Source organism: Nonomuraea sp. NPDC003560, assembly GCF_042878785.1.
In the GTDB taxonomy this organism is placed as follows: Bacteria; Actinomycetota; Actinomycetes; order Streptosporangiales; family Streptosporangiaceae; genus Nonomuraea.
Map to the genome: position 1 here is coordinate 418,203 of NZ_JBIAOF010000009.1, position 25,820 is coordinate 444,022.

Below are 25,820 nucleotides of genomic sequence, written 5' to 3' on the forward strand. Positions count from 1 at the left end.
GGCGATGGCCTCCTCCCCCCACGCCGCGCCGCCGAGGCGGCGCGGCGAGGGCCTGCGCGCCCTGCTGTGGTTGTCGCCGTGGATCGCCGGAGTGTCGATCTTCTTCGTCTATCCGCTGCTGTCCACGGTGTACTTCTCCTTCTACCGCTACGACATGACCAGCACGCCGGAGTTCATCGGGCTGGACAACTACGCCTACCTGCTGCACGACCCGCGGGTCGCGATGTCGGCCAAGAACACGCTGTGGCTGGTGGCGATCATGGTGCCGGCCACGGTGCTGTTCTCCCTGGCCCTGGCGCAGCTCGTGGTCCGGCTCAAGGCCGGCGTCGGCGTGCTGCGGACGATCTTCTACCTGCCGTCGCTGGTCCCGCTGGCGGCCGGGACGATCACCTTCGTCTTCCTGATGAACCCGGCCACCGGGCCGTGGAACAAGTTCCTGGCCCTGTTCGGCATCCACGGGCCCGACTGGTTCGGCGACCCGGCCTGGTCCAAGCCGAGCCTGACGCTGCTGTCGCTGTGGAGCTGCGGCCAGCTCGCCGTGATCTTCATGGCGGCGCTGCTGGACGTCCCCCGGCACCTGTACGAGGCCGCCGCCATCGACGGCGCCGGGGCCTGGCGGCAGTTCCGCAGCGTGACGCTGCCGACGATCGCGCCGGTGCTGATGTTCGCCCTGGTCACCAACGTCATCTACGCCCTGCAGTACTTCACCCAGGCGATGATCGCCTCCCGGGTGGCCTCGGGCGCGACCGACTCCCCCGGCTCCACCTTCACCCCCGGCTACCCGGACGAGTCGCTGCTGACGCTGCCTCAGTGGCTCTTCCAGTCGGGCTTCCGCGACTGGACGATGGGCTACGCGTGCGTGCTGGCGCTGCTGCTGTTCGCCACGTCGATGATCTTCACGTTGATCCTGCTGCGGCAGTTCCGCCGGGCCGAGGAGGCGATATGAGCGCGACCATGACCGCCCCCGCCCCGCCCGCGGCCCCCGCGCGGCGGCAGGGGGTCAGGGCGCGGCGGCGGCGCACGCTGATGTGGATCGCCACGCACGCGACGGCGATCGTGCTGGCCCTGATGTTCCTGGCGCCGGTGGTGTTCCTGACGCTGACCGCGCTGATGACCGACGAGCAGGCGCTGACCGGCGACCTGTGGCCGCGCACGTGGAACTTCGACAACTTCGTGGTGGTGTTCGAGAAGTCGAAGCTGCTGCGCTGGGGGATCAACACGCTGCTGTACGCCGGCCTCGGCACGGTCTTCACGCTGGCCTCCTCGATCCCGGTGGCCTACGCGCTGGCCCGCTTCCGCTTCCGGGGACGCCGGGCGGCGTTCCTGCTGGTGATCACCGCCATGATGCTGCCGCCGCAGGTCATCGCGGTGCCGATCTACCTGGTGTGGGCCCGGCTGGGGCTGACCGACAGCCTGTGGCCGCTGATCCTGCCGATGTTGTTCGGCGACGCGTTCTCGATCTTCCTGCTCCGCCAGTTCCTGATCACCATCCCGCGCGAGTACATCGACGCGGCCAAGGTGGACGGCTGCTCGGACTTCAGGACGCTGGTGCGGGTGATCCTGCCGATGGCCCGTCCGGCGGTCGCCGCCGTCGCCCTGTTCCAGTTCTTCTACTGCTGGAACGACTACTACGGCCCGCTGCTGTACGCCGGCGTCGAGCAGGAGGGCTGGACGCTCTCGCTCGGCCTGGCCACGTTCAAGGCGTTCCACAGCGTCCAGTGGAACCTCACCATGGCCGCCACCCTGCTGGTGACCGCCCCGGTGATCATCGTGTTCTTCCTCGCCCAGAAAGTCTTCATCGAGGGCGTGACCTTGACAGGAGTGAAGGGTTGAAACTCGCCGTGGTCGGGGGCGGCTCGACGTACACGCCGGAGCTGGTCGACGGGTTCGCGCGGCTGCGTGACGAGCTGCCCGTGACGGAGATCGCCCTCATCGATCCGGATCCGTCCCGTCTTGAGCTGGTGTCGGGGATGTCGCGGCGCATGCTGGCGCACGCCGGGCATCCGGCGCGCGTGCTGGCCACCTCCTCGGTGGCCGAGGGAGTCGCAGGGGCCCAGGTCGTGCTGTTCCAGCTCCGGGTGGGCGGGCAGGCGGCCAGGAACATCGACGAGACGCTGCCGCTGGAGTGCGGCTGCGTGGGCCAGGAGACGACCGGCGCGGGCGGCCTGGCCAAGGCGCTGCGCACGGTCCCGGTCGTGCTGGAGCTGGCCGAGATCGTGCGCCGGCAGGCCCCGGACGCCTGGATCATCGACTTCACCAACCCGGTCGGCATCGTCACCAGGGCGCTGCTCGACGCCGGCCACCGGGCCATCGGGCTGTGCAACGTCGCGATCGGCTTCCAGCGCCGCTTCGCCGCCGGGCTGGGCGTCGACCCCGGCCGCATCTCGCTGGGGCATGTCGGGCTGAACCACCTGAGCTGGGAGCGTTCGGTCCATCTCGACGGCCGGGACGTGCTGCCCGACATCATCGACCGGGCCGGCGAGGAGATCGCCGAAGCCCTCGGGCTGCGGGTGGAGCTGATCCGGCGGCTCGGCGTCATCCCGTCGTACTACCTGCGTTACTTCTACGCCCACGACGCGGTGGTGCGCGAGCAGCGCGACAAGCCGTCCCGGGCCGCCGAGGTGGCCGAGATGGAGGCGCGGCTGCTGGAGATGTACGGCGACCCGTCGGTGGTGACCAAGCCGGAGCTGCTGGACCGGCGGGGCGGCGCGTTCTACTCCGAGTCGGCGGTGGCGCTGATCGCCTCGCTGCTCGGCGACCGGGGCGACGCCCAGGTCGTCAACGTGCGCAACCAGGGCACCCTGCCTTTCCTGGACGACGACGCCGTCATCGAGGTGCCCGCGGCCATCACCGCCGCCGGCGCCGCGCCGCTGCCGGCGCCGCCCGTCGAGCCGCTGTACGCGGGGCTGATCGCGCACGTGTCGGCGTACGAGACCCTGGCCCTGGACGCCGCCCGCCGGGGCGGCGCGGACCGGGTGCGCGACGCTCTGCTGGCGCACCCGCTGATCGGCCAGGACGACGTCGCCGAGGAGCTGACCGGCCTGCTGCTGGCGGCCAACCGCGAGCACCTGCCCTGGACGGTGGGCTAGTGGCGGGCCCCCGGCTGCTCCTGGCCGTCGACGGCGGCAACAGCAAGACCGACGTCGCGGTGGTCGCGGACGACGGCGAGGTGGTCGCGACCGGCCGGGCGGGTCCCTTCGAGCCGCAGAGCGCGGGCGTGGCGGCGGCCGTGGACGTGGTGGCCGAGGCGGCGGCCCGCACCGGCCTGCCGGCCCAGGCGTTCCGCCACGTGTCGGCCTGCCTGGCCGGGGCCGACTTCCCGGTGGAGGAGGAGGCGCTGGCCGCCGAGTTCGCCGCCCGCGGGTTCGGCGACGTGGTGGTCCGCAACGACACCTTCGCGCTGCTGCGGGCCGGCACGTCGGCCCCGTGGGGGGTCGCGGTGGTGTGCGGCGCGGGCATCAACGCGGTCGGCGTCTCCCCCGGCGGGCAGGTCGCCCGCTTCCCCTCGCTCGGCCGGATCAGCGGCGACTGGGGCGGCGGCCAGGGCGTGGCCGAGGAGGCGCTGTGGCACGCCGTGCGCGCCGAGGACGGCCGCGGCGCCCCGACGGCCCTGGCGGAGCTGGTCACGGCCCACTTCGGCACGTCCACCGTCGAGGAGCTGGTGCTCGACCTGCACTTCGGGCGCGTGGACGAAGGCCGGCTGCACGAGCTGGCCCCCGGCGTGCTGGCCGTCGCGGCGGACGGGGACGCGGTCGCCCGGTCGCTGGTCCAGCGGCAGGCCGAGGAGGTCACCGTGATGGCCGAGGTGTGCCTGCGGCGGCTCGGCCTGCTGGCGACGCCGGTCGAGGTGGTGCTCGGCGGCGGCATGCTGACGGCCCGCGACCCGCTGCTGACGCCGCTGCTGGAGGCGGCGTTCGCGGCCAGGGCGCCGCGGGCCGAGCTCGTGGTGGCCGACCTGCCGCCGGTGGCGGGGGCGGCGCTGCTGGGACTGGAGCACCTGGGCGCTCCGGAGAGCGCGCTGGCCCGGCTGCGCTCCCACTTCGCGCTCCCGGTCACCCGCTGACGCGCGTGTCCCGCTCATCGGGTACGCGCCCCGGGCGCCGGTCCTGCGGGGGGGGCGGCGCCCGGTGGGCTTCAGGCGGAGGTGTTCTGGTCGGGCTCGGCGGGCGTGACGTCGGGGGCGACGACGGGGGCGCGGTGCTCGTAGGGCGTGCTCAGCACCACGGTGGTGCGGGTGGAGACGTTGGCCGAGGCGCGGATCTGCTGCAGCAGGTCCTCCAGCGCCACCGGCGAGGCCACGCGCACCTTGAGGATGTAGCTCTCGTCCCCGGCGACGCTGTGGCAGGCCTCGATGGCGCTCAGATGGGCCAGCCGCACGGGGGCGTCGTCGGGCGCGGCGGGGTCGATGGGCTTGATCGACACGAACGCGGTCAGCGGCAGCCCGATCGCGTCGTGGTCGATGACGGCGGCGTAGCCGCGGACGACGCCGCGCTTCTCCAGGCGGCGTACGCGCTGGTGGACCGCGGAGACGGAGAGCCCGGTCTCCCTGGCCAGGTCGGTGAAACTCATGCGGCCGTCGTGGGCGAGCAGCGTGACGATCCGGCGGTCGATCTCCTCCATCGGTCAAAGGTAGCCGGTGATGGTCACGACATGGTCCCGACGGGAGCGACCCCTCGGTTCATCGCGTGCTCGACCAGGGTGATGAGCACCTGGCGGCCGGAGTCGCGCCGGCGGGCGTCGCACAGCACGATGGGCACGTCGGGTTCCAGCCCGATGGCCGAGCGCACCTCGCCGACGGTGAACGGCCGGGTGCCCTCGAAGCAGTTGAGCGCGATGATGAACGGCTGCTCGCGCTTCTCGAAGTAGTCGACGGCCGGGAAGCAGTCGGCCAGGCGGCGGGTGTCGGCCAGCACCACGGCTCCCAGCGCGCCCATGGCCAGCTCGTCCCACACGAACCAGAAACGTTCCTGACCCGGGGTGCCGAACAGGTAGAGCATGTAGTCGTCGCGGATGGTGATGCGGCCGAAATCCATCGCGACGGTGGTGGTGAGCTTGCGCTCGACGCCCGACAGGTCGTCGACGTGCGTGCCGACGTGGGTGAGCGCCTCTTCCGTGCGCAGCGGGCGGGTCTCGGAGACCGCGCCGACCATGGTGGTCTTGCCCGCGCCGAATCCGCCGGCGATCAAGATCTTGATCGCGGTCGGCAGCCTCCAACGGTCGACGCGACCGAATTCCATCCAGCACCGCCCGTACAGGTCCCGCGCACGTCGTGGCCTTCGCGCCTGGTCAGTGAAATCTGTCAAGGCGCGTGGTGAAGGCCGTACGCCGTGCCTGGCATCGAGCCACCCTAGCAACGCCACATTTTCCACTCAAGACATAAACTTTTACAACGAACCAAATGTCACGATTTATCGTCGGTAGTCCTATAAATCGCCTGGCGGGCGACGGGCGGTCAAGAGGCTTGTCAGCTTATTCGACGAGATCGTTAGGTTGCGGGGCCCAGGTCCGAAATGCCGGTGAAGCCGGCGTTGAAGCCGATCCGTCGGCCCAGGTAGGCGGCCGCCCGCGGGCTGCAGCCGCGCAACGCCTCGATCAGGCCGGTCGCCTCGCGGGCCAGGCCGGCCATCGCCGTGGTGACCTCGCCGCCGGTGACCCCGAGCCCCAGCACGTTCAGGTCGCCCCAGCTCAGGTCCCTGCGGTAGGAGGCGACGTCGCCGAGCAGGTGCAGGTATCGCTGCACCTGGCGGCTGACCGTCCGCAGCTCGTCCAGGTGGCCCCTGGTCCAGCCGTCGCCGGTGTAGATCCAGTGGGACAGGTCCACGAAGCAGGAGCCGCGGCTGTCGGCGTTGTCGAGGTAGCGCTCCAGGGTGGGCACGGCGCTGGTGTCCCGCCACACCCAGGCCCTGGCCATGCCGGCCAGCGTCCGGGCGAGCTGGTCGTGCCAGAGCCGCTGCGCCGGCCCGAACCCCTCGACGGTGGCCAGCTCGTCACGCAGGTCGGCCAGGAAGCGGGTGACCGGCGACCGCGGCACCGCACCGCCGGCGACCTCCACGCACTCGCGCGTCAGCCGGTCGACCTGCTCGCGGGTGGTGGCGGTGTGGTCGACCAGACGGCCGACGGCCAGCACCCACAGGGCGCTGCGGTTGACCGCCTTCAGCCCGCCGGCGCCCGCCCAGGGGGCGCTGAAGGCGGTGCCGAGCGTCAGAGCCTGGTAGAACTCGGTGTCGAAGGCGGCGCCGGGGAACAGGCCGTCGTACAGCTGGGCGCAACGCCGCAGGTCCCTGCCGCACTCGGCGGCCAGGGCGCAGGTGCGGCCGAGCCGGTACGCCTCCTCCAGCTCCTCGCCGGGCACCCTAGGGCCACCCGCACGGTACACAGCTCATGGCGACGCCCCCCAACAGTCGGCCGGACGAATGCACCTGCCGAAGAATTCTTTCATGATCACATACACCCATCAAGCCATTCCCACCTCCGCGAACCGGCGAAGGGGCGGCGACGCAAGCCAGACGGAAGGGCGGCGTCACGCAAAGGGCACCGTCAGCCGGAAGGCGGCGTCAGGTGGGAGCGGGGCATCAGGTGGCAGCGGGGCGAAGTCAGGAGGAAGGGAAGGCGGCCCAGAGGGCGGTGGCGTCGTCGTGGGGTTTGCCGCGCACCGCCCCGCGTTCGACCTCCAACCCCCGTACGGCCGAGATCACCGCCCCTGGCCCCCCGCCGGCCAGCTCGGCCAGCACGGACTCCCAGCTCCAGCCGTACCACTCCACCAGCCGGGTCACCCCGTCGGTGAACAGCCCGGCCCCCAGCAGCCCGGACGCCTCCGCGACCCCGCTGACCGCCTGACCGGCGGCCTCGGGCCGGGTGGAGGCCACCCAGAACCCGCCCTCGGCGTTGCGCATGCGCCGCACCAGCTCCGCCGAGTACGGCCGCCCGCCCGGCAGCCGTTCCACCCGGTCGTCGCCGATGACCTCGGCCCCGCCGTCGGCCCGCGCGAGCACCACCGGGGAGTCCCCCAGCACGAGGTACTCCACCACTCCCCCGCCCAGGCGCATCATGGCCACGGTCGTGGACGGCGAGTCGGGGTCGCCCAGGTCGCACGTGCCCGAGTGGGCGCCCATGGTGACGGAGATGGCCTCGGCCAGGATGTCGGCCAGCGGCGAGCGCCCGTCGGCGGCCAGCCCGGCGGCCAGCGCCCCGCCGAGCCGCCCGACCAGCCAGGCGACCCCGTGGGCGCACCCGCCGCCGGCCCCGGCCGCCGCCGTGGCCCCGTCGAGCACGACCGCCCACGAGGGCCCGGCCACCGCCAGGTCCTCGTTGGGCCGCGCCGACCCGGGCCGGGTGGCGTACCTGACCTCGGTGAACATGCCGTTACGGCTGGACGGTCACCAGCTCGCGCGGCGTGTTGTTCAGCCGCTCGCCGCCGGTCTCGGTGCAGACGACGATGTCCTCGATGCGGGCGCCGTGGCGGCCGGGCAGGTAGATGCCGGGCTCGACGGAGAAGGCGAACCCGGCCTCCATCGGCTCGTCGTTGCCCGCGACGATGTAGGGCTCCTCGTGCGTCTCGATGCCGATGCCGTGGCCGGTGCGGTGGATGAAGTAGTCGCCGTAACCGGCCTCGGCGATGACCTCGCGGGCCGCCGCGTCGATCGACTCGCACGACACGCCCGGCCGCACCGCGGCGCAGGCGGCCTCCTGGGCGCGGCGCAGCACCTCGTAGTAGGCGGCGAACTCGGCGGGCGGCTCGCCCACGCTGTAGGTGCGGGTGGAGTCGGAGCAGTAGCCGTTGTGGAGCTGGCCGCCGATGTCGACGACGACCGGCTCGCCGGCCTGGATCACCCGGTCGGACACGTCGTGGTGGGGGCTGGCGCCGTTGGGCCCGGAGGCGACGATGACGAAGTCGACCGTGGCGTGGCCGGCGGCCAGGATCGCCTCGGCGATGTCGCGGCCCACCTCACGCTCGGTGCGACCGGCGCGCAGCAGCTCGGGCACCTGCCGGTGGACCGCGTCGATGGCCTCGCCGGCCTCGCGCAGGGCCGCCACCTCGGCCGGCGACTTGCGCATGCGCAGGTCGCGCAGCACCGTGCCGGCCAGCACCTGCTCCGCCTCCGGCAGCACGTCGCGGAAGCGCAGCGACGACATGGCCCACATGCGGTCGGCCAGCCCCACCTTGGCCACCCGGCCCAGCCGGGAGGCGGCGATGCCGTAGGGGTCGTCGGTCTCGTCCCAGGCCACGAACTCCAGCCCGAGCCGGGCGGCGGGCGAGGCCTGCGCGGCCGGCAGCTCAAGGCGGGGCACCATCATGTACGCCTCCCCCGAGGCGGGCACCACGAGGCAGGTCAGCCGCTCCAGCGGCTTGGCGTCGTAGCCGCTGACATAGCGCAGGTCGGGCCCGGGGGTGAGCAGCAGGGCGTCGAGGCCGGCCTTGGCGGTGGCCTCCTGCGCGGCGGCAAGACGGGACACGGGATACAGGTCTGAGGACGTCACGAGCCAAATCTACTCGGACGCCCGGCGCCCCCACTCCAGCAGGCCGCTTGTCCGCCGAGGGCTAAAATCCGCGAAAACTTCTCACAACACGAGAGCCCATGACTACACTCCGTTCCACATTGATCACGTAGTGTGGGACCAATTGTCCAGTTCCACTGCACTTTGAGAGTGAGGCCATGGTCGACTTCGCAGGCGCGGCAGAGCTGGTCAGGGAGGCCCCGCACGGGCGGGCGCGCGGGGCGGGGGCGGAGCTGCTGGCCGTCCGGCTGGCCCACGCCGAGCGGCTGGGCAACATGGGCTGGGCCGAATGGAACCTGCGCACCGGGGCCGCCGTCTGGTCCGACCAGGTCTACGCGATCTTCGGAAGAGACCGTGAGGAGGGGCCGCTGTCCCTGCCCGACCTGGCCGCCATGGTCGAGCCGGCCGACCTCGACGCGCTCGACCGGCTGCTGTGGCACGTGGTGGAGGGCGTCGAGCCCGTGCACGCCGAGTTCCGCGTCAGGCGCGGCACGGGCGAGCTGCGCGACCTGCGCGTCGTGCTCGAACCGCTGATGTCGCCAGGCGGCCCGGTCGGCATGCACGGCGTCATCCAGGACATCACCGGCCGCCGCCGGGCCGAGCGCATGATGTCGGAGTCGCGCCGCCAGCTCCTGGAGGCCCGCGAGCAGGCGGCCGAGGAGCGCAACGTGATGCTGGCGCTGCGCGAGGCCATCCTGCCCGCGCCCACCGGCTGCCTCGACCTGCCGGGGGCCAGGATCGCCGTCCGCTACGTGCCGGCCGAGAAGACCGCGAGCCTGGGCGGCGACTGGTTCGAGGCCGCGACCACGCCCGACGGCCGCCTGCTGCTGGCCATCGGCGACGTGTCGGGCCACGGGCTGCCCGCCATCGCCCACATGGCCCACCTGCGCCACGCCCTCGTCGGCCTCACCATGACCGGCCGGCCCGCCGACCGCCTGCTGTCGTGGCTCAACGACCTCGTCCTCCACCAGCTGAAGGACACCACCGCCACGGCCGTCATCGGCCACCTCGACCCCGAGACGCTGCTGTTCAGCTGGGGGCAGGCGGGCAACCTCGACCCGATCCTGGTGCGCGGGGGCCGGGCGGCCCTGCTGGGCAGGCCGCGCGGCGTGCTGCTCGGCGCCGACTCCGGGCGGCCCTACGAGCTGGCCCACACCCGGCTGCGCCCCGGCGACCTGCTGCTGATGTTCACCGACGGGCTGGTCGAGCGGCGTACCCGCGACATCGACGTCGGCCTGGAGCTGGTGCTCGACGCCGCCGGGGGCCTGTCCGCCCACGACCTCGACGCCGGGCTCGACCGCCTGCTGGCCGGCATCGGCGGCCCCAACCCCGAGGACGACGCGTGCCTGCTGGCCGTCGCCGTCCCGGAGCCGGACGGGAGGGCGGCGGGAGTGCGACCATAGACGGGTGCTCATGCTTCTGGACACACCGTCCCTCTACTTCCGCGCCTTCTACGGCGTGCCCGAGTCGGTCAAGGCGCCCGACGGCTCCCCGGTCAACGCGGTGCGCGGGCTCATCGACATGATCGCCACGCTGGTCCGTCAGCATTCCCCGGCGGCGCTGGCCGCCACCATGGACGCCGACTGGCGGCCCGCCTTCCGGGTGGCGGCGATCCCGACCTACAAGGCGCACCGGGTGGCCCACGGCGACGTCGAGGAGGTGCCCGAGGCGCTGGTGCCGCAGATCGCCGTGATCAACCAGGTCCTCGACGCCGTGGGCATCGCCCGTCCCGAGTCGCCCGGCTACGAGGCCGACGACGTGATCGGCACCCTCACCCACCAGGCGCGGGGCGCCGTCGAGATCGTCACCGGCGACCGCGACCTGTTCCAGCTCGTCGACGACTCCCGCCCGGTCCGCGTCCTGTACACCGCGCGCGGCATCCGCAACCTGCAGTTCGTCGACGAGGCGTTCGTCACCGCCAAGTACGGCGTGCCCGGCCGCGCCTACGCCGACTTCGCCACCCTGCGCGGCGACCCCAGCGACGGCCTGCCCGGCGTGCCCGGCGTCGGCGAGAAGACGGCGGCGGCCCTGATCACCCGGTTCGGCTCGCTCGCCGCGCTGCTGGAGGCGCTCGACTCCGGCGTCACCGAGGGCTTCCCGGCCGGCAGCCGCAACCGCCTGGCCGCCGCCCGCGACTACCTCGACGCCGCGCCCGCCGTGGTCGAGGTGGCCTCCGACGCGCCGCTGCCCGCCGCCGACCTGACGCTGCCGGACAAGCCGCGCGACCCGGAGGCCCTGGTGGCCCTGGCCGACCGCTACGGCCTCGACAGCCCGCTCAACCGCCTGCTGGAGGCGCTCAGGAGCTGAGGAACTCCCGCACGGCGTCCTGGGCCGCCTCGCGCAGGCGGCCGTGCACGGCGGCGTTCTCCTCGCGGTCGGTGCGCACCTCCACCACCCGCGGCCCCTCGCCGCGCATCGCCTTGGACAGCTCGCTGACGTCCCCGAGCAGCGTGTACGGCGTCCCGCTCGCGGCGGCGGCGTAGGCCAGGTCCACGCCGTGCGGCGTGCCGAACACCCGCTCGAACGGGTCGCGCACCGCCGCCTGCGGCAGCAGCGAGAAGATGCCGCCGCCGTCGTTGTTGACGACCACCATGCACAGGTCCGGCCTGGGCTCGCGGGGGCCGAGGATCAGCCCGTTCTGGTCGTGCAGGAACGACAGGTCGCCGAGCAGCGCGTACGAGGGCCCGTTGTGCGCCAGCGCGGCCCCCATGGCCGTGGACACCAGCCCGTCGATGCCCGAGGCGCCCCGGCTGGCCATCAGCCTGATGCCGCGCCGCGGCCGCATGAACTGGTCGAGGTCCCTGATCGGCATCGAGGAGCCGCAGAACAGCAGCGCGCCGTTGGGCAGCGCGTCGGCCAAATCGCGGGCCAGGCGCGGCTCGGAGGTGCCGGAGACGTCCAGGACCGCGTCGAGGGCCGACCGGACGGCCGCGTCGGCCTGCCGCCAGGCGTGCAGCCAGCTGTCGTCGCCGGAGGCCACCGGGATCTCCACGGCCTGCGCGACCTGGGTGGCCGACCTGGTCGGGTCGGGCCAGCGGTCGAGGTCGGGGGCGACCACGATGTGCTCGTCCGTCCGCTTCAGCCAGGACAGCAGCGGCCGCGACAGTCCGGGCCGGCCCAGCGTGACGACCACGTCGGGACGGTGGGAGTCGGCGAACTCGGGCGTGCCGAGCAGGTAGTGGTAGCTGGAGATGGAGTGGTCGCCGTAGCGGGCGCCGCCGTTGGGCTCCGACAGCACCGGCCAGCCCGCCATGCCGGCGGCGGCCACGTAACGCCGGACGTTGGCCGCGCCGTCGCCGACGACCAGCACGCCGCGCCGGGTGGGCGGGATGTGCAGGGCGATGGGCGGGGGCGCGACGCGGGCCCGCACCCAGGGGCCGTTCGCGCCGCCGTCGAGCGGCTCGGACCAGCTCGTGTCGCCGTCGGGGATCAGCGGCTCCCGGAAGGCCAGGTTGAGATGCACGGGGCCGGGGTTGGCCGCCCCCGCGGCCCGCTGGTAGGCGCGGCAGGCCAGTGAACGCCAGTAGGCGACCATGCCGGGACGGTCTTCCGGCACGCCGACCTCGGCGAACCAGCGGACGGCGGTGCCGTACAGCTTGATCTGGTCGATCGTCTGGTTGGCGCCGGTGCCGCGCAGCTCGGGCGGACGGTCGGCGGTCAGGACGAGCAGCGGCACGCCCGACTCGTCGGCCTCGATCACCGCCGGATGGAAGTTGGCCGCGGCCGTGCCGGAGGAGCAGATCAGCGCCACCGGCCGCTCGGAGCGCTTGGCCAGGCCGAGCGCCAGGAAGGAGGCCGAGCGCTCGTCGATGCGCACGTGCAGGCGCACCCGCGACTCGGCGTGCAGCGCCAGGGCGAGGGGGGCCGAGCGGGAGCCGGGGGCGAGCACCACGTCGGTCAGGCCACAGCGCACCAGCTCGTCGACGAGCACGGTGGCCAGCGCGGTTGCGGGGTTCAAAGCGACGCCTCCTGCATCCGGCCGAGCCACTGGGGAGATTCAATCTCAAATTCCGACAAATGCTGAAAATTCACCGAGGGGCGGCGCACCGGGAGCCATCCGTCCACGGGCACCAGCGAGTCGTCCACCACGTCGCCCGCCAGCAACGACATCGTGCCCAGCCCGCACGCGTACGGCAGCGACGGCAGCGCCGCCGCCAGCGCGACCCCCGCGGCCAGCCCCACCGACGTCTCCACGGCGCTGGAGACCACGGCGGGCAGCCCGCACGCCTCCACCACCCGCAGCGCGGCGCGCACCCCGCCCAGCGGCTGCACCTTGACCACCGCGATGTCGGCCGCCTCGGCCGCCCGCACCTTCAGCGGGTCCTCGGCGCGCCGGATCGACTCGTCGGCCGCGATCGGCACGTCGACCGCCCTGCGCACCGCCGCCAGCTCCTCCAGGGTCGCGCACGGCTGCTCGGCGTACTCAAGACCGAACCGGTCGAGCCGCTTGAGCCGAGTGACGGCCTCGTCGACCTCCCAGGCGCCGTTGACGTCGACCCTCAGCCGCCCGGACGGCCCCAGGGCGTCACGCACCGCCTCCACCCGCGCCAGGTCGTCGGCGAACGTCTGGCCGCGCTCGGCCACCTTGACCTTCGCCGTGCCGCAGCCGGAGCGCCGCACCAGCTCGTGGGCCTGCTCGGCGTCGACCGCCGGGACGGTGGCGTTGACCGGGACGCGATCGCGCACCGGCTCGGGCCAGCCGTCGAAGGCGGCCTCACGGGCGCACGCCAGCCAGCGGGCGCACTCGCGCGGACCGTACTCGGGGAACGGGGAGAACTCGCCCCAGCCCGCCGGGCCGTGCAGCAGCACGCCCTCCCTGACGGTCTGCCCGCGAAACCGCGTCCGCATCGGAATCCGGAAGACCACGGGAGAACGCGTCACGACCCTACCCTGCACCTGTGTCCGACCTGTCGCCATTAACCTTACGAGCATGTGGAGGAACCCGTCGCATCCGGACCGTCCGCTGCATGCCATTGTGCAGCCTCCCGGCCCCGGCCTTTTCACCGCGATCCGCGACGCCCTCTCCGGCGACGGCCCGGCCGTCCTGCCGCTCCAGCCGGGCCACGAGCACCAGGTCCTCCAGGCCCTGCGGCCCACGCACGTCGGCGGCGAGCCGCGGCCCGGCGGCGAGGGCGTCCCGGGCGACGTGGCGGTCGTCATCGCCACCAGCGGCAGCACCGGCGCGCCCAAGGGCGTGCAGCTGTCGGCCTCGGCCCTGCGCGCCTCGGCGTCGGCCTCGCTGAGCAAGATCGGGGCCGCCGAGAGCGACCGGTGGTTGTGCTGCCTGCCCGTCTCCCACGTCTCCGGCCTGCAGGTGCTGGTCCGCGCGCTGCTGTCGGGCAGCGAGCCGATCATCCACCCCTCCTTCGACGTGCGGGCCGTGCTGTCCTCCGGCGCCCACCACGTCTCCCTGGTGCCGACGCAGCTCCACCGGCTGGTCGAGGCGGGCGCCGACCTGTCGGTGTTCCGCACGATCCTGCTCGGCGGCGCGGCGCCCAGGGCGGGGCTGGTCGAGCGGGCCGTGGAGCTCGGCGCCCGGGTGTTCACCACGTACGGGATGAGTGAGACGTGCGGCGGCTGCGTCTACGACGGCCGCCCCCTTTACGATGTAGATCTCAAAATCGGCGAGGACGGCCTGATCAGGATCGCCGGGCCCGTGCTCTTCTCCGGCTACCGCTTCGCCGGCCGGACCGCCTTCGACGGCGACTGGTTCGTCACCTCCGACCTCGGCGAGCTGAACGGCGGCCGGCTGCGCGTGCTCGGCCGGGCCGACGACGTCGTCAACACCGGCGGCGAGAAGGTGGTGGCCGCCGTGGTGAGCGCGGTGCTCGGCACCCACCCCGGGGTCGCCGACGTGGCCGTGGCCGGCCTGCCCGACCCGGAGTGGGGCGAGGCGGTCACGGCGTTCGTGGTGCCGGCCGACCCGGCCGCGCCGCCCACGCTGGCCGAGCTGCGCGCCTACTGCCGCGACCGGCTGCCCGCCCACGCCGCGCCGCGCGGCCTGCGCCTCCTCCCCCGCCTGCCGCTGCTGCCCAACGGCAAGACCGATCTCGTACGGCTGCGGACAGGAACCTGACGCGGCGCGGCTGCGTCATAACGGGGAGAGAAGGAAGGGAGCCTTCATGAACCAGACCCGCAAGATGTGGGCGTCCGCGGCGGTCGTCGGCGTGATCGTCGTCGGCGGCGCGTCGGTCGCGGCGGCCGCCTCGGCGGGCAAGCTCGACGCGGTCGCCAGGGAGACCCGGGCCGTGGTCGACCAGAGGGCCGACCAGAGGGCCGACCAGAGCGCCGAGCAGACGTCGCCGACCGGCCGGCCGGTGCCCTCCCCCGGCGACACCGAGGGCGTCGTGGTCTCCACGGAGATCAATCCCGATCCACGCGAGGTCATCGACTACTGGACCGACAAGCGCATGGAAGAGGCCGAGCCGATGCCCATGCCGGAGGGGACCGGAAGCTTCGAGGTGGCGGAGTAGTTCCCGCCTTCCGGGGGTGGCGCGCCCTCTGGGCGTTCCGCCCCTTTTTCATCCCTCCGGGAACAAATAGCGGTGGATGGCGTTATTGATACTGGTGCGCCGTGCGGAGTGACCACCGCCCCACCACAACCTGCCTGATCGCTTCGACTCCGTACGGAGGAGGTGTCCTCATGCCCAGAACCGCCGTGGCGACCCCACCCGCGACTCTCGACCAGCTCATTGAACGAGGGCGAGCCCAGGGTCACCTTTCTCTGGCGGAGCTGCGCGACGCGTTCGCCGAGGCCGGCATCAGCCCCTCTGAAGGCCGCACGATTCTGCGCGAGCTCTCGGAGGCCGGTGTGAGCCTGGCTGCCGAGAACGAGCCGTCGCTGGCCAAGACCGCCGCCAGGAAGACCACCCAGAAGACCGCGAACAAGAGCGCCCCCAAGCCGAGGAAGGCTTCCGGGGCAAAGGCTACCGGCCGCACGGCCGCCGAGGCAAAAAGCCCGGTGGACGGCAAGCCGGAGCACGAGGAGGACGTGGCCCCCGACGACCTCGAACTCACGGCCGAGGACGCCGAGATCGAGACCGAGGCCATGGACCTGGACGACAACCAGTCCGTGATGGGCGACTCGGTGCACACGTACCTGAAGTCGATCGGCCGCCGTACCCTGCTCACCGCCGCCCAGGAGGTCGAGCTGGCCCGCCGGATCGAGGCCGGCCTGTACGCGGAGTACAAGCTGGAGACCCACCCCGACGTGCCGCCGTCCGTGCGCGACGACCTGCACCTGGTCATCGAGGACGGCCGGCAGGCCAAGGACCACATGCTGGAGGCCAACCTGCGCCTGGTGGTCTCGGTGGCCAAGAAGTACACCGACCGCGGCATGTCCCTGCTGGACGTCGTCCAGGAGGGCAACCTGGGGCTGATCAGGGCCGTGGAGAAGTTCGACTACACCAAGGGCTTCAAGTTCTCCACCTACGCCATGTGGTGGATCCGGCAGGCCATCCAGCGCGGCTTCGCCGACTCCGCCCGGACGATCCGGCTGCCCGTCCACGTGCTGGAGATGCTCTCCAAGCTGTCGCGGGTCGAGCGGGACATGCACCAGAGGCTGGGCCGCGAGCCCACGCCCGAGGAGCTGGCCGTCGAGCTGGACAAGACGCCGGACCAGATCGAGGAGCTGCTGCGCACCAGCCGCCAGCCGATCTCGCTCAACGCGACCATCGGCGAGGACGGCGAGACCACGATCGGCGACCTCATCGAGGACGTCGACTCGCCGGAGGCGTCGGAGATCGTCGACCGCCAGCTGCTGGGCGACCAGCTGCGCGGCGTGCTCGACAACCTCTCGCCGCGCGAGGCGAAGATCATGGCCCTGCGGTTCGGCCTGGTGGACGGCAAGCCGCACACCCTGGACGAGATCGGCAAGCACCTCGGCCTGACCCGCGAGCGCATCCGCCAGCTGGAGAAGGAGTCGCTGTCGAAGCTGCGCCACCCGAGCAACACCCGCCCGCTGCTCGACTGGGCCAGCTGACCCGCACCGCCCCGGCCGTCGCCGTCAGGACCTGACGGCGACGGCCCAGGAACGCGAGCCCGGCCGTCAGGACCTGACGGTGAGGGCCTGGAACGCACGAAGAGCCCCGGCGCGCACGGCGCCGGGGCTTTCGTGTGCCTTCGGTCAGACGGTGGCGGGCACCGGCCGGGGCACGCGCGGGATGCCCCACATGCGGTTCTCCTCGCGCAGCGTGCGCAGCCGGTCGACCTCGGCCGTCCACATGGCCCCGCGGGGGGTGGCCTTGGCCTTGCGGCGCGCGATGCGGTCGTCGTACGAGCGCACGCCGAACGTGGCCCGCTGCCCGGCCTCGGCGGCCCGCAGCGCCTCGGTCAGCGCGACGTCGAACGCCCGGCCCGCCGCCAGCAGCTCGATCTCGTCGGCCGCGGCCGCACGCAGGTCGCGCACGATCTGCTCGGCCTGCCTGGCCTTGTCAAGCAGCTGCGGGAAGCCCTTGGAGATCTCCTGGTCCGCGTGGTAGCGAACCTCGGCCTCCCGGCTCACCCGCGGACGGAAAAACGCCATCGACCCTGCCCTTCACGCAGTCTTTGCTGTTCAACCCACAAGGGTACGCCGTCCGACACCGCCCCCGAACACCGGGCGACGGACGGGGCCGCCCAGTAAGATGATCACCATGCCCGCAAAGAGACCTCCCGTCCCACTCTCCCGCGAGCGCATCATCGAGGCCGCACTCCACATCGCCGACAGCCAGGGGCTGCGCCGGCTCACCATGCGCCGGCTGGGCGACGCCCTGGAGGTGGAGGCCATGGCCATCTACCACCACCTGCCCCGCGGCAAGGAGGCGCTGATGGACGCGCTGGCCGAGCACGTCACGTCCGTGCACGTGGAGCAGGCGGCCACCTGGCAGGAGACGGCCAGGGCGTGGTGCCGGGCGGGCCGGGAGCTGCTGCGCGAGCATCCGGGCGTGCTCGCGCTGGCCCTGACCAAGCCGCCCAAGGGCGCCACCGCCGTCGCCATCAGGGAGCAGACCGAGCAGCTCGCCGACGGCGGCCTGAACGACGCCCCCGAGGCCGTGCGCGCGCTGCGGGCGTTCGTGTTCGGCAGCGTGGCGGTCGAAGTCCAGCAATCCGGATGGGCTGACCCGGAAGTCGATGAATGGGTCAGGCGGGACGAAAGGGCGGATGTGGACTTCGAAAGAGGACTCGACGCTTTGCTCAAGGGGTTGCAAACGTAGTGCGCGTGTCGCGCTTGGCCCGTTATCCTGCATAAGGCACGCTGTGTCGAAGGTCACACGACCGGGGGATCCTCCTGTAACAGTCCGAACGGGCTATGTCGGACCGTGTGACACACGTCGCACACTTGCCAGAACAACAAACCCGAGCGGCTCCCGTCCCTCTCCCGGGAGCACCCACGAGATATCGGAGGCACGCCGATGTGCCCGCACGACCCGGCCTGTCCGTCTGCCGAGGCGCCGGACCGCGAGGCAGCACGCACCCTCGCATGCCACCCCGAGCAGGGGTGGAGCCTTCTCTGCAACGGCGTCGTCCTGTTCGAGGACACCGGGGAGCTGCTGCCCAGCGGCACCGTCATCGCGCCGCACCGGCCCGACCCCCTGGTGGGCGCCGCCTGACGGCGGCGTAGCCGCCGATCCACCGGGCCACGACCTCGCCCACCCGGGCGGGGTCCCGCTTCAGGTCGTGGCCCTCGCCCGGCAGCACCACCAGCCGGGCGCAGTCCGCGGGATCCGGCACTCCGAACGGATCCCGGTCCCCGTTGACCACCAGCACGTCGACCCCGGCCCCGCGCAGCTCCTCGGCCCTGGAACGCTCCGGCCTGCCGGGCGGGTGCAGCGGGAAGGCCAGCGCCACCACCGCCGCCGCGCCCACCGCCGAGGCCGTACGGCAGGCCACCCGGGCGCCGTTGCTCCGGCCGCCCTGCACCAGCGGCAGCCCCGGCCACCCGGCGCGCAGCTCGCCCAGCACCGCTTCCCAGGCCTCGTCCTGCCGGGCGGCCGAGCCCGGCGCCCGCGCCCCCGCGACCCGGAACGCCTGCGACACCCTGGCCACGGTCGCCCCGGCCCCCAGCGCGGCGTCACGGACGGCCAGCAGGTCGGGCGCGTCCACTCCCCCGGCCGAGCCGTGGGTCAGCACCAGCAGCAGCCGGGGCTCGGCCGCCTCGTCGACCTGCACCAGCGCCGGCCCCCGCGGCGTCATGATCTCCATGGCAGCACCGTACCTGGGGAGGATCCGCCATTGGCCCCCAGGTCTGATGACGGCGCGCCGGACAGCCGGGATGATGGCTTGCATGCCAGAGATGCGCCCCATCCGGGATGACCTGCAGGCCACCCTCGACGCCCGCCGCGACCTCGGCCCCGACTACGAGGCCGCGCTCGTCGAGTCCTTCGTCGAACGGCTCGACGCCACCATCGCCGCCCGCGTCCAGGCCGAGCTGAGCGGCCACGGCCTTCCCCCGGCCAAGCCCAGGCAGCGGCAGAACAACGGCGCGGCGATGATCCCCGTCGCGCTGGGCTCGATGGGCCTCGGCATCCCGCTGACCGCCATCGCGGCCGGCAACTCGGGGCTGGTCGGCCTGACGATCACGTGGCTGGCGATCGTCGCCATCAACGTGGCCGCCGCCGTGGCCATCATGCGCCGCGGCTGAGCCGCCGCACGGCACTCAGGTGTCGCGGTGGAAGCGCAGCCGGACCTCGGCGGCCATGGTCTGGTCCTCGTGTTCGAGGCCGTAGGTCCACACCTGGCCGGCGTCCTCGGTGCGGCCGCGCAGCGGCAGCGTGCGCGCCAGCAGCTCGATGGCCAGCGCGCCCGTCTGGGGGTCGGCCCCGCTCTCGACGGCCTCGGCGAACTCGGCGCAGGCCAGTTCCAGGTGCGCGATGCCGAGCAGCACCCGCAGCCCCGGCAGCTCCCGCGCGGGGGCGAACTCCAGCGCGTCCAGCAGCAGCCCGGCGGCCTCCCCCGGGTCGCCGTATTCCAGCAGCGTCTCGGCGAGCTGGCGGGCCGCGTGCGCGGCGGCCTCGGCGTCGCCCGAGTCAAGGCTCGCGTCGAGGGCGGAGCGCAGCTCCTTGCCGGCCTCCTGCGGGCTGCCGGCCAGCCGGGCCAGCGCGAGGTGCGCCAGCGGGACGTAGGCCGGCGTGCCGACGCCGAGCACCGCCTGCCAGGCGGCTCTGGCCTGCTCGTCGCGGCCCTCGCGCTCGAAACCCTGGGCCAGGTGGCAGGCGGCCTGGGCGGCGTACTCGGGATGGCCGGTGGCCAGCGCGGTGCGGGCCGCGGCGCGGGCGGCCTCGGTGTCGCCGCGCTCGTCGAGCACCACGGCCAGCCCCACGGCCGCCTGGGCCCGGTCGGGGCTGTCGGGGTCGGCGACCAACTCGGTCAGGATCGCCGCCGCACCCTCCAGGTCGCCGCCCTCGGCCAGGCGGCGGGCGGTGTCGAGAGGCGGGGTCTCCAGCTCTGAGAACGTCAAGAGAGCTCCTTCAGGCGACGGATCGCACCGAGCCTAACGGCTCGCCGCGATCATGTCTGCTCACTTGACGGTGCAGGACTGGGCCAGATCCGGCGCGGGCCCCCGGGCGGGGACCCGCGCGGGCGGATCAGTCCTCGTACGCCTCCAGCGGCGGGCAGGAGCACACCAGGTTGCGGTCGCCGTACGCCTGGTCGATGCGGCGCACCGGCACCCAGTACTTGCCCTCGCGCAGCGAGGCCACCGGGTAGGCCGCCTCGGTCCGCGAGTACGGGTGGGCCCACTCGTCGGCGGTGACCGACTCGGCCGTGTGCGGCGCGTTGCGCAGCGGGTTGTCGGTCTTGTCGTAGTCGCCGGAGGCCACCTTGGCGATCTCGCCGCGGATGGCGATCATCGCGTCCACGAACCGGTCGAGCTCGTCCAGGTCCTCGCTCTCGGTCGGCTCGATCATCAGCGTCCCGGCCACCGGGAACGACATGGTCGGCGCGTGGAAGCCGTAGTCGATCAGGCGCTTGGCCACGTCGTCGACGGTGACGCCGGTCTCCTTGGTGATCTGGCGCAGGTCCACGATGCACTCGTGGGCCACCAGGCCGCCGCGGCCGGTGTAGAGCACCGGGTAGTGCGGGGCCAGCCGCCGGGCCAGGTAGTTGGCCGACAGGATGGCCTGCTCGGTGGCCGCCGTGAGGCCCTCGGAGCCCATCATCCGCACGTACGCCCACGAGATCGGCAGGATGCCCGCCGAGCCGTACGGGGCGGCCGAGACCGGGCCGACCGGGCCGCCGTCGCGCAGCGGGTGGCCGGGCAGGTAGGCCGCCAGGTGGCCGCGGACCGCGACCGGGCCGACGCCGGGGCCGCCGCCGCCGTGCGGGATGCAGAACGTCTTGTGCAGGTTGAGGTGGGACACGTCGGCCCCGAACTCGCCCGGCTTGGCCAGGCCCACCAGGGCGTTGAGATTGGCGCCGTCGACGTAGACCTGGCCGCCGGCCTCGTGCACCTTGGCGCAGACCTCGGTGATCGACTCCTCGTACACGCCGTGCGTGGACGGGTACGTCACCATGATCGCGGCAAGCTTGTCGCGGTGCTTGGCGATCTTGGCGTCGAGGTCGGCCAGGTCGATGTTGCCGTCGCTGTCGCAGGCCACGACCACGACCCGCATGCCCGCCATGACGGCGCTGGCCGCGTTCGTGCCGTGGGCCGACGACGGGATCAGGCACACGTCCCGCTCGGTGTCGCCGTTGGCCTGGTGGTAGGCGCGGATGGCCAGCAGGCCGGCGAACTCGCCCTGGGAGCCGGCGTTCGGCTGGATGGAGACCGCGTCGTAGCCGGTCACCTCGGCCAGCCAGCCCTCCAGCGTGCCGATGAGCTCCCGGTAGCCCTCGGTCTGGGCCTCCGGCGCGTACGGGTGCACGCCGGCGAACTCCGGCCAGGTGATCGGCTCCATCTCGGTGGTCGCGTTCAGCTTCATCGTGCACGAGCCGAGCGGGATCATCGAACGGTCGAGCGCGATGTCCTTGTCCTGGAGCCTGCGCAGGTAGCGCAGCATCGCGGTCTCGGAGCGGTGGCTGTGGAAGACCGGGTGGGTCAGGTAGTCCGACTCGCGCAGCAGCTCGGCCGGCAGCGCGTCGGCCTCCAGCGCCACCTCCTCGCGCTCGACGCCGAAGGCGGCCCACACCTTGACCAGCTCGGCGGCGCCGGTCTTCTCGTCGCAGGCGATCGAGACGTGGTCGTCGCCGGTCTGCCACAGGTTGACGCCCCGCTCGGCGGCGGCGGCCACCACCTCGGCGGCCCTGCCGGGCACGCGGACGAGCACGGTGTCGAAGAACTCGCCGTGCACGACCTCCAGGCCGGCCTCGCGCAGCCCGCCGGCCAGCGCGACGGCGTGCCGGTGCACGCGGTGCGCGATCCGGCGCAGGCCCTCGGGGCCGTGGTAGACGGCGTACATGCCGGCGATCACGGCCAGCAGCACCTGGGCGGTGCAGATGTTGCTGGTGGCCTTCTCCCGGCGGATGTGCTGCTCGCGGGTCTGCAGGGCCAGCCGGTAGGCGGGGTCGCCGTCGACATCGACCGACACGCCGACCAGACGGCCGGGCATCTGCCGCTGCAGGCCCTCGCGTACGGACATGTAGGCCGCGTGCGGCCCGCCGAACCCGAAGGAGACGCCGAAGCGCTGGGAGGAGCCGACGGCGATGTCGGCGCCCAGCTCGCCGGGGGCGGCCACCAGCGTGAGGGCCAGCAGGTCGGCGGCGGCCACGACGAGCGCGCCGGCCTCGTGCGCCCTGGCGGCCACGTCGCGGAAGTCGCGCAGCCGGCCCGAGGCTCCCGGGTACTGGACGAGCACGCCGAAGCACTCGGGCAGCTCGCCGTCGAGGTCGTGCTCGACCAGCGTGATGCCGAGCGGCTCGGCGCGGGTGGCCAGCACGGCCTTGGTCTGGGGCAGCGTGTCGGCGTCGACCACGAACACGTCGCTCTTGGACTTGCCGGCCCGGCGGGCCAGCGTCATGGCCTCGGCCGCGGCGGTGGCCTCGTCCAGCAGGGAGGCGCCGGCGACGTCGAGGCCGGTCAGGTCGGAGACGACCGTCTGGAAGTTCAGCAGCGCCTCCAGGCGGCCCTGCGAGATCTCCGGCTGGTACGGCGTGTAGGCGGTGTACCAGCCCGGATTCTCCAGCAGGTTGCGCCGGATGACGGCGGGCGTGACGGTGTCGTAGTAGCCCAGGCCGATCATGGAGGTCAGCACCCGGTTGCGGGAGGCCAGCTCGCGCAGCTCGGCGATGGCCTCGGTCTCGCTCGCGGCGGCCGGCAGCTTGAGCCGGTCCTTGACCCTGATGGCCTCGGGCACGGCCACGGCCACCAGATCGCCGACGGACTCGAAGCCCACGGCCTCGAGCATGCGCTGCTGCTCGGACTCCGATGGGCCGATGTGCCTGGACGAGAACGGCGGAGCGGACAGGTCGGTCATGGAGGTTGCCTCCCGAGGCTTGGAGACCGGCGCCAGGGCGCGGGCGAGTGCCGGATCTCCCCCTCTGTCATCGCGACGTCATCGCGACCTGAGAGCTTCACCCCACCGTGGGGCTTGCACCGTCGGTGAGGTGCGCCTGGCGGGCGCACCTGCTTTCCAGAGTTGCCTCACCCGAGCGGTACGGGATGCCTGAGAGATTCCGGGGAGGGTTGCTCCTTCGGCGCCCCAGGACCGTAGCCCAGGGACTCTCCCGCACGGGGTCATCAGCCTTACTCTGTCCTAGATTACTACGGTGTGTTCAGCGGTTCAGCTCACCCCGTGCGGCGTGCGCGACGCCGCTTGGCGAGCTCGTCAGCGGGATGGTCGGCCGGGACGGTGTCCTCGACCGCCGCCCGTTCCCCCGGCAGCTCCGCGAGGGAGCCCTCGACCTCTCGCCAGACCCGGCCGAGCGCGATGCCGAACACGCCCTGGCCGCCCTGGAGGAGATCGATCACCTCGTCGGCCGAGGTGCACTCGTAGACGCTGACACCGTCACTCATGAGCGTGATCTGCGCGAGGTCGGCGACCCCGCGGTCACGCAGATGCTGCACCGCGGTGCGGATCTGCTGCAACGACACCCCGGTGTCGAGCAGCCGCTTGACGACCTTGAGCACCAGGATGTCGCGGAAGCTGTAGAGCCGCTGCGAGCCCGAGCCGTGCGCGGCTCTTATCGTGGGCTCGACCAGGCCCGTGCGCGCCCAGTAGTCGAGCTGCCTGTAGGTGATGCCGGCTGCCGAGCAGGCTGTGGGCCCGCGGTATCCGATGTCGTCGGGCACCGTCGCGGGCTGCTCGTCGAAGAGCAGTCCCTGCTCTCCGGCACGCTGCCGCGCGCTCTCGCGCCGCACCGGATCTTCCTGGCCGGCCGTCTTTCCCTCGCCGCTGCTGACCGCCACGCGGACCTCCGGCTTTCTCTCATCCCATGGCCTGATCTGGGGGTTCGTAAAGGGCGACCACGGGTTTCACTTGCACCGTAGGACCGTGACCATGCTCAGTCAACGATCCGGCTCGGCGCGTCGTGAAGCGTAAATGCACTGAAATACCTACCCCGCCCTGCCGAAGTCCTCGGGAGTGATCGTGTCAAGGAACTCCCTGAACTTCTCCACCTCGTCCTCCTGGTCGTCAGGGATGATCACGCCGGCCTCCTGGACCACCTCTTCGCTGGCGAAGATGCGCGCGCCGGTGCGCAGCGCCAGGGCGATCGAGTCGGAGGGGCGGGCGCTGACCTCCACGCCGTTGGAGAACACCAGGTCGGCGAAGAAGATGCCGTCACGCAGGGCCACGATGTTGACCGCGCGCAGCCCGACGCCGAGCGCGCTCAGCACGTCCCTGAACAGGTCGTGGGTGAGCGGCCGGGGCGGCGGCTCCTCGGCCTGCGCCAGGGCGATCGCGGTCGCCTCGGTCATGCCGATCCAGATCGGAAGGAACCGTTCCCCGTGTGCCTCCTTGAGCAAGACGATCGGCTGATTTGTGGGCATCTCAACTCGAACGCCCACGACCTCCATCTGCAACACGGGCTGCTCCGTATTCGGCCGGCCGGTCGCCCGGCACAGCTGTTGACTGGGTCGTTTCTGCTACACGCTTATGCATTTCAACGTAACACCCGGCAGGCCTGGAATGTGCCCCGGCCTTCCAGCTCTGTGCCCTCAGCGGCCCAGGACAGACCTGACGCCGAGGCGCACCAGGGAGGCGTGCAGGTCGAGCAGGAGCGTGGACAACTCCCTGGCGGCCTCGTCGGCCTCGCCGATGGCGCCGGGCGCGCGCCGCTTGAGTATGGGCGCGACGGTCTGCTCGACCAGCCCGCACTCCCGCTCGGCGGCGGCCTTGACCGCGCGCAGGTGGCGGGCGTGCAGGCCGAAGCGGGCCAGGGCGCCGACGCTGCGCGCGATCTTCAGCGCCTCCTCGTCGTAGCGCCTGGCCACGGGGGCCAGCAGGCCGTAGTCCTCCAGCTCGGCGAGGGTCTCCTCGTCGATGCCGGCCGCCTCCAGCAACTGGGCCCGGTCGTAGCGGATCTCCTGCGTCTGCTGCACCGCGCGCGGACGGCCGAAGCTCTCGGCCATCTTGTCCTTGATCACCCGCAGCGGCAGGTAGTGGTCGCGCTGCTCGGTCAGGATGAAACGCAACTGCTCGACGTGGAGATGGGTGAACTTGCGGTAGCCCGAGGGGCTGCGCTCGGGCTCGATCAGCCCCTCACCCTCCAAGAAGCGGATCTTGGACACGGTGACGTCGGGGAACTCGCCCTGCAGCAGGGCGAGCACCTCCCCGATGCTCATGTGCGAGCGTGCCGCCTGTGAGCTCATGCGCCGGCGTTGACCCTCATCAGGAAGACGAGGCGGAACTTGCCGATCTGCACCTCGTCTCCGGAGTGCAGGGGAACCTCCTCGATGCGCTCCCGGTTGACGTAGGTGCCGTTGAGGCTGCCCACGTCCCGTACGGAGAACTGGCCGCCGCGGTGGCGGTAGAACTCGACGTGGCGACGGGAGACGGTGATGTCGTCGAGGAAGATGTCGCTCTCCGGGTGGCGCCCGGTCGTGGTGAGATCCTTGTCCAGCCGGAACCGGCTGCCCTGGTTGGGCCCCCTGGTGACCGTGAGCAACGCCGTGCCGGGCGGGAGCTGTTCGACCAGCGCCCGTTCGGCCAGGAGCATGTCGCCTGTCTCAGCCTCGTACGCCTCGATTCCCGCGACCGAGATCGTCGACGTGGTGTCCCCGGAGACCTCGGGTCTGGTCAGCGGTGACCCACAGCGGGAACAGAAACGGGCATCCTCGGGGTTGGCGTGCCCGCACTGCGTGCAGTAGACGCTCGGCATCGATCGGCTCGGCCTCCTACCGCGAAGACGCGGCGACGGTGCTGGGGACGCGCCTGCCTTCGCTCTTCAAGTTTGCGAATGCCGCAACT

At 72.4% G+C, this 25,820-nt stretch carries 27 protein-coding genes and 1 riboswitch; of the genes, 12 read left to right on the top strand and 15 right to left on the bottom strand.

Features of this window, described 5'->3' with window-relative positions:
• Positions 1-4 precede the first annotated feature (4 nt).
• From ACFYUV_RS33210 to ACFYUV_RS33225, 4 genes are read left to right on the top strand one after another with little or no spacing between them, the layout of a single operon-like run.
• Positions 5-946, top strand: coding sequence for a carbohydrate ABC transporter permease (locus tag ACFYUV_RS33210; RefSeq protein ID WP_387675424.1), 942 nt, complete (start codon positions 5-7; stop codon positions 944-946).
• The gene (locus tag ACFYUV_RS33215) at positions 943-1,833 is read left to right on the top strand and encodes a carbohydrate ABC transporter permease (RefSeq protein WP_352350803.1); all 891 of its coding nucleotides are present in this window, start codon (positions 943-945) and stop codon (positions 1,831-1,833) included. The genes ACFYUV_RS33210 and ACFYUV_RS33215 overlap by 4 nt, the downstream gene beginning before the upstream one ends.
• Positions 1,830-3,089, top strand: coding sequence for a 6-phospho-beta-glucosidase (locus tag ACFYUV_RS33220; RefSeq protein WP_387675427.1), 1,260 nt, complete (start codon positions 1,830-1,832; stop codon positions 3,087-3,089). The genes ACFYUV_RS33215 and ACFYUV_RS33220 overlap by 4 nt, the downstream gene beginning before the upstream one ends.
• On the top strand, positions 3,089-4,063 hold the full coding sequence (locus ACFYUV_RS33225) for an N-acetylglucosamine kinase (protein ID WP_387675429.1): 975 nt from the start codon (positions 3,089-3,091) through the stop codon (positions 4,061-4,063). Before ACFYUV_RS33220 ends, ACFYUV_RS33225 begins: the two co-directional genes overlap by 1 nt.
• Before the next feature lie 71 nt (positions 4,064-4,134).
• Here the strand turns inward: ACFYUV_RS33225 and ACFYUV_RS33230 are convergent, their stop codons facing one another.
• The 5 genes from ACFYUV_RS33230 to ACFYUV_RS33250 form a co-directional block, all read right to left on the bottom strand.
• Entirely contained in the window at positions 4,135-4,620 is a 486-nt protein-coding gene (locus ACFYUV_RS33230) for an Lrp/AsnC family transcriptional regulator (protein WP_387675431.1), read from the bottom strand.
• A 23-nt stretch (positions 4,621-4,643) separates the two neighbouring features.
• The gene (locus ACFYUV_RS33235; RefSeq protein ID WP_352326803.1) at positions 4,644-5,237 is read right to left on the bottom strand and encodes an ATP/GTP-binding protein; all 594 of its coding nucleotides are present in this window, start codon (positions 5,235-5,237) and stop codon (positions 4,644-4,646) included.
• A 248-nt stretch (positions 5,238-5,485) separates the two neighbouring features.
• On the bottom strand, positions 5,486-6,352 hold the full coding sequence (locus tag ACFYUV_RS33240) for a terpene synthase family protein (RefSeq protein WP_387675433.1): 867 nt from the start codon (positions 6,350-6,352) through the stop codon (positions 5,486-5,488).
• 241 nt (positions 6,353-6,593) lie between these two features.
• Positions 6,594-7,358 (bottom strand): protein phosphatase 2C domain-containing protein, encoded by a 765-nt coding sequence (locus tag ACFYUV_RS33245; RefSeq protein ID WP_387675436.1) that lies wholly within the window; start codon positions 7,356-7,358, stop codon positions 6,594-6,596.
• A gap of 4 nt (positions 7,359-7,362) precedes the next feature.
• Positions 7,363-8,478, bottom strand: a complete 1,116-nt coding sequence (locus tag ACFYUV_RS33250; RefSeq protein ID WP_387675439.1) for a M24 family metallopeptidase — start codon at positions 8,476-8,478, stop codon at positions 7,363-7,365.
• A 176-nt stretch (positions 8,479-8,654) separates the two neighbouring features.
• Between ACFYUV_RS33250 and ACFYUV_RS33255 the strand changes: the two genes are divergently transcribed.
• A complete protein-coding gene (locus ACFYUV_RS33255) occupies positions 8,655-9,899 on the top strand; it encodes a PP2C family protein-serine/threonine phosphatase (protein WP_387675442.1) in 1,245 nt (414 codons plus the stop codon).
• 10 nt (positions 9,900-9,909) lie between these two features.
• Positions 9,910-10,803 (top strand): 5'-3' exonuclease H3TH domain-containing protein, encoded by an 894-nt coding sequence (locus ACFYUV_RS33260; RefSeq protein ID WP_387675590.1) that lies wholly within the window; start codon positions 9,910-9,912, stop codon positions 10,801-10,803.
• Here the strand turns inward: ACFYUV_RS33260 and menD are convergent.
• Together menD and ACFYUV_RS33270 are read right to left on the bottom strand one after the other, a co-directional pair.
• Positions 10,793-12,454 (bottom strand): 2-succinyl-5-enolpyruvyl-6-hydroxy-3-cyclohexene-1-carboxylic-acid synthase, encoded by a 1,662-nt coding sequence (menD, locus tag ACFYUV_RS33265; RefSeq protein ID WP_387675445.1) that lies wholly within the window; start codon positions 12,452-12,454, stop codon positions 10,793-10,795. The genes ACFYUV_RS33260 and menD overlap by 11 nt on opposite strands.
• Entirely contained in the window at positions 12,451-13,344 is an 894-nt protein-coding gene (locus ACFYUV_RS33270) for an o-succinylbenzoate synthase (RefSeq protein ID WP_387675592.1), read from the bottom strand. The genes menD and ACFYUV_RS33270 overlap by 4 nt, the downstream gene beginning before the upstream one ends.
• Before the next feature lie 82 nt (positions 13,345-13,426).
• On the opposite strand from ACFYUV_RS33270, the gene ACFYUV_RS33275 reads away from it, so the two are divergent.
• The 3 genes from ACFYUV_RS33275 to ACFYUV_RS33285 all read left to right on the top strand — a co-directional run bounded on the left by ACFYUV_RS33275 (position 13,427) and on the right by ACFYUV_RS33285 (position 16,477).
• Positions 13,427-14,572, top strand: coding sequence for an AMP-binding protein (locus ACFYUV_RS33275; protein ID WP_387675448.1), 1,146 nt, complete (start codon positions 13,427-13,429; stop codon positions 14,570-14,572).
• Between the two features lie 46 nt (positions 14,573-14,618).
• Complete coding sequence (locus tag ACFYUV_RS33280) at positions 14,619-14,969, top strand: hypothetical protein (RefSeq protein WP_387675451.1); 351 nt, start codon at positions 14,619-14,621, stop codon at positions 14,967-14,969.
• A gap of 170 nt (positions 14,970-15,139) precedes the next feature.
• Positions 15,140-16,477, top strand: coding sequence for an RNA polymerase sigma factor (locus ACFYUV_RS33285; protein ID WP_358286542.1), 1,338 nt, complete (start codon positions 15,140-15,142; stop codon positions 16,475-16,477).
• A gap of 144 nt (positions 16,478-16,621) precedes the next feature.
• On the opposite strand, the gene ACFYUV_RS33290 is transcribed toward ACFYUV_RS33285, so the two are convergent.
• Positions 16,622-17,020, bottom strand: a complete 399-nt coding sequence (locus ACFYUV_RS33290) for a hypothetical protein (RefSeq protein WP_364337329.1) — start codon at positions 17,018-17,020, stop codon at positions 16,622-16,624.
• Between the two features lie 109 nt (positions 17,021-17,129).
• On the opposite strand from ACFYUV_RS33290, the gene ACFYUV_RS33295 reads away from it, so the two are divergent.
• Both ACFYUV_RS33295 and ACFYUV_RS33300 read left to right on the top strand, forming a co-directional pair.
• Entirely contained in the window at positions 17,130-17,690 is a 561-nt protein-coding gene (locus tag ACFYUV_RS33295) for a TetR/AcrR family transcriptional regulator C-terminal domain-containing protein (RefSeq protein WP_358286538.1), read from the top strand.
• Between the two features lie 198 nt (positions 17,691-17,888).
• Positions 17,889-18,086: a DUF5999 family protein gene (locus ACFYUV_RS33300; protein WP_125637444.1), complete on the top strand. Its 198-nt coding sequence runs from the start codon at positions 17,889-17,891 to the stop codon at positions 18,084-18,086.
• Here ACFYUV_RS33300 and ACFYUV_RS33305 read toward each other — a convergent pair.
• A complete protein-coding gene (locus tag ACFYUV_RS33305; RefSeq protein WP_387675456.1) occupies positions 18,043-18,678 on the bottom strand; it encodes an alpha/beta family hydrolase in 636 nt (211 codons plus the stop codon). The genes ACFYUV_RS33300 and ACFYUV_RS33305 overlap by 44 nt on opposite strands.
• Before the next feature lie 82 nt (positions 18,679-18,760).
• On the opposite strand from ACFYUV_RS33305, the gene ACFYUV_RS33310 reads away from it, so the two are divergent.
• Complete coding sequence (locus ACFYUV_RS33310) at positions 18,761-19,117, top strand: hypothetical protein (protein ID WP_387675459.1); 357 nt, start codon at positions 18,761-18,763, stop codon at positions 19,115-19,117.
• Positions 19,118-19,132: 15 nt separating this feature from the next.
• Here ACFYUV_RS33310 and ACFYUV_RS33315 read toward each other — a convergent pair whose 3' ends face one another.
• The 6 genes from ACFYUV_RS33315 to ACFYUV_RS33340 form a co-directional block, all read right to left on the bottom strand.
• Positions 19,133-19,933 (bottom strand): tetratricopeptide repeat protein, encoded by an 801-nt coding sequence (locus ACFYUV_RS33315; RefSeq protein ID WP_387675462.1) that lies wholly within the window; start codon positions 19,931-19,933, stop codon positions 19,133-19,135.
• A 127-nt stretch (positions 19,934-20,060) separates the two neighbouring features.
• On the bottom strand, positions 20,061-22,886 hold the full coding sequence (gcvP, locus tag ACFYUV_RS33320; protein WP_387675465.1) for an aminomethyl-transferring glycine dehydrogenase: 2,826 nt from the start codon (positions 22,884-22,886) through the stop codon (positions 20,061-20,063).
• Between the two features lie 166 nt (positions 22,887-23,052).
• Positions 23,053-23,149: riboswitch (glycine riboswitch) on the bottom strand.
• 48 nt (positions 23,150-23,197) lie between these two features.
• Positions 23,198-23,818, bottom strand: a complete 621-nt coding sequence (locus ACFYUV_RS33325) for a MerR family transcriptional regulator (protein WP_352325612.1) — start codon at positions 23,816-23,818, stop codon at positions 23,198-23,200.
• 147 nt (positions 23,819-23,965) lie between these two features.
• Positions 23,966-24,436: a bifunctional nuclease family protein gene (locus ACFYUV_RS33330; protein WP_090771501.1), complete on the bottom strand. Its 471-nt coding sequence runs from the start codon at positions 24,434-24,436 to the stop codon at positions 23,966-23,968.
• A gap of 132 nt (positions 24,437-24,568) precedes the next feature.
• Positions 24,569-25,195, bottom strand: a complete 627-nt coding sequence (locus ACFYUV_RS33335) for a MerR family transcriptional regulator (RefSeq protein ID WP_358286528.1) — start codon at positions 25,193-25,195, stop codon at positions 24,569-24,571.
• A 23-nt stretch (positions 25,196-25,218) separates the two neighbouring features.
• Complete coding sequence (locus ACFYUV_RS33340; protein WP_352325615.1) at positions 25,219-25,731, bottom strand: FHA domain-containing protein; 513 nt, start codon at positions 25,729-25,731, stop codon at positions 25,219-25,221.
• Between the last annotated feature and the right edge of the window lie 89 nt (positions 25,732-25,820).

Excerpts from the sequence above, each read along its gene's own strand:
- ACFYUV_RS33215 (WP_352350803.1), top strand. The coding sequence starts at position 943 with ATGAGCGCGACCATGACCGCCCCCGCCCCGCCCGCGGCCCCCGCGCGG.
- ACFYUV_RS33280 (WP_387675451.1), top strand. The coding sequence starts at position 14,619 with ATGAACCAGACCCGCAAGATGTGGGCGTCCGCGGCGGTCGTCGGCGTG.
- ACFYUV_RS33310 (WP_387675459.1), top strand. The coding sequence starts at position 18,761 with ATGCCAGAGATGCGCCCCATCCGGGATGACCTGCAGGCCACCCTCGAC.
- ACFYUV_RS33245 (WP_387675436.1), bottom strand. The coding sequence starts at position 7,358 with ATGTTCACCGAGGTCAGGTACGCCACCCGGCCCGGGTCGGCGCGGCCC.
- ACFYUV_RS33285 (WP_358286542.1), top strand. The coding sequence starts at position 15,140 with ATGCCCAGAACCGCCGTGGCGACCCCACCCGCGACTCTCGACCAGCTC.
- gcvP (WP_387675465.1), bottom strand. The coding sequence starts at position 22,886 with ATGACCGACCTGTCCGCTCCGCCGTTCTCGTCCAGGCACATCGGCCCA.
- ACFYUV_RS33235 (WP_352326803.1), bottom strand. The coding sequence starts at position 5,237 with ATGGAATTCGGTCGCGTCGACCGTTGGAGGCTGCCGACCGCGATCAAG.
- ACFYUV_RS33210 (WP_387675424.1), top strand. The coding sequence starts at position 5 with ATGGCCTCCTCCCCCCACGCCGCGCCGCCGAGGCGGCGCGGCGAGGGC.
- ACFYUV_RS33255 (WP_387675442.1), top strand. The coding sequence starts at position 8,655 with ATGGTCGACTTCGCAGGCGCGGCAGAGCTGGTCAGGGAGGCCCCGCAC.
- ACFYUV_RS33260 (WP_387675590.1), top strand. The coding sequence starts at position 9,910 with ATGCTTCTGGACACACCGTCCCTCTACTTCCGCGCCTTCTACGGCGTG.
- ACFYUV_RS33340 (WP_352325615.1), bottom strand. The coding sequence starts at position 25,731 with ATGCCGAGCGTCTACTGCACGCAGTGCGGGCACGCCAACCCCGAGGAT.
- ACFYUV_RS33275 (WP_387675448.1), top strand. The coding sequence starts at position 13,427 with ATGTGGAGGAACCCGTCGCATCCGGACCGTCCGCTGCATGCCATTGTG.
- ACFYUV_RS33290 (WP_364337329.1), bottom strand. The coding sequence starts at position 17,020 with ATGGCGTTTTTCCGTCCGCGGGTGAGCCGGGAGGCCGAGGTTCGCTAC.
- ACFYUV_RS33295 (WP_358286538.1), top strand. The coding sequence starts at position 17,130 with ATGCCCGCAAAGAGACCTCCCGTCCCACTCTCCCGCGAGCGCATCATC.
- ACFYUV_RS33300 (WP_125637444.1), top strand. The coding sequence starts at position 17,889 with ATGTGCCCGCACGACCCGGCCTGTCCGTCTGCCGAGGCGCCGGACCGC.
- ACFYUV_RS33305 (WP_387675456.1), bottom strand. The coding sequence starts at position 18,678 with ATGGAGATCATGACGCCGCGGGGGCCGGCGCTGGTGCAGGTCGACGAG.
- ACFYUV_RS33335 (WP_358286528.1), bottom strand. The coding sequence starts at position 25,195 with ATGAGCATCGGGGAGGTGCTCGCCCTGCTGCAGGGCGAGTTCCCCGAC.
- ACFYUV_RS33230 (WP_387675431.1), bottom strand. The coding sequence starts at position 4,620 with ATGGAGGAGATCGACCGCCGGATCGTCACGCTGCTCGCCCACGACGGC.
- ACFYUV_RS33270 (WP_387675592.1), bottom strand. The coding sequence starts at position 13,344 with ATGCGGACGCGGTTTCGCGGGCAGACCGTCAGGGAGGGCGTGCTGCTG.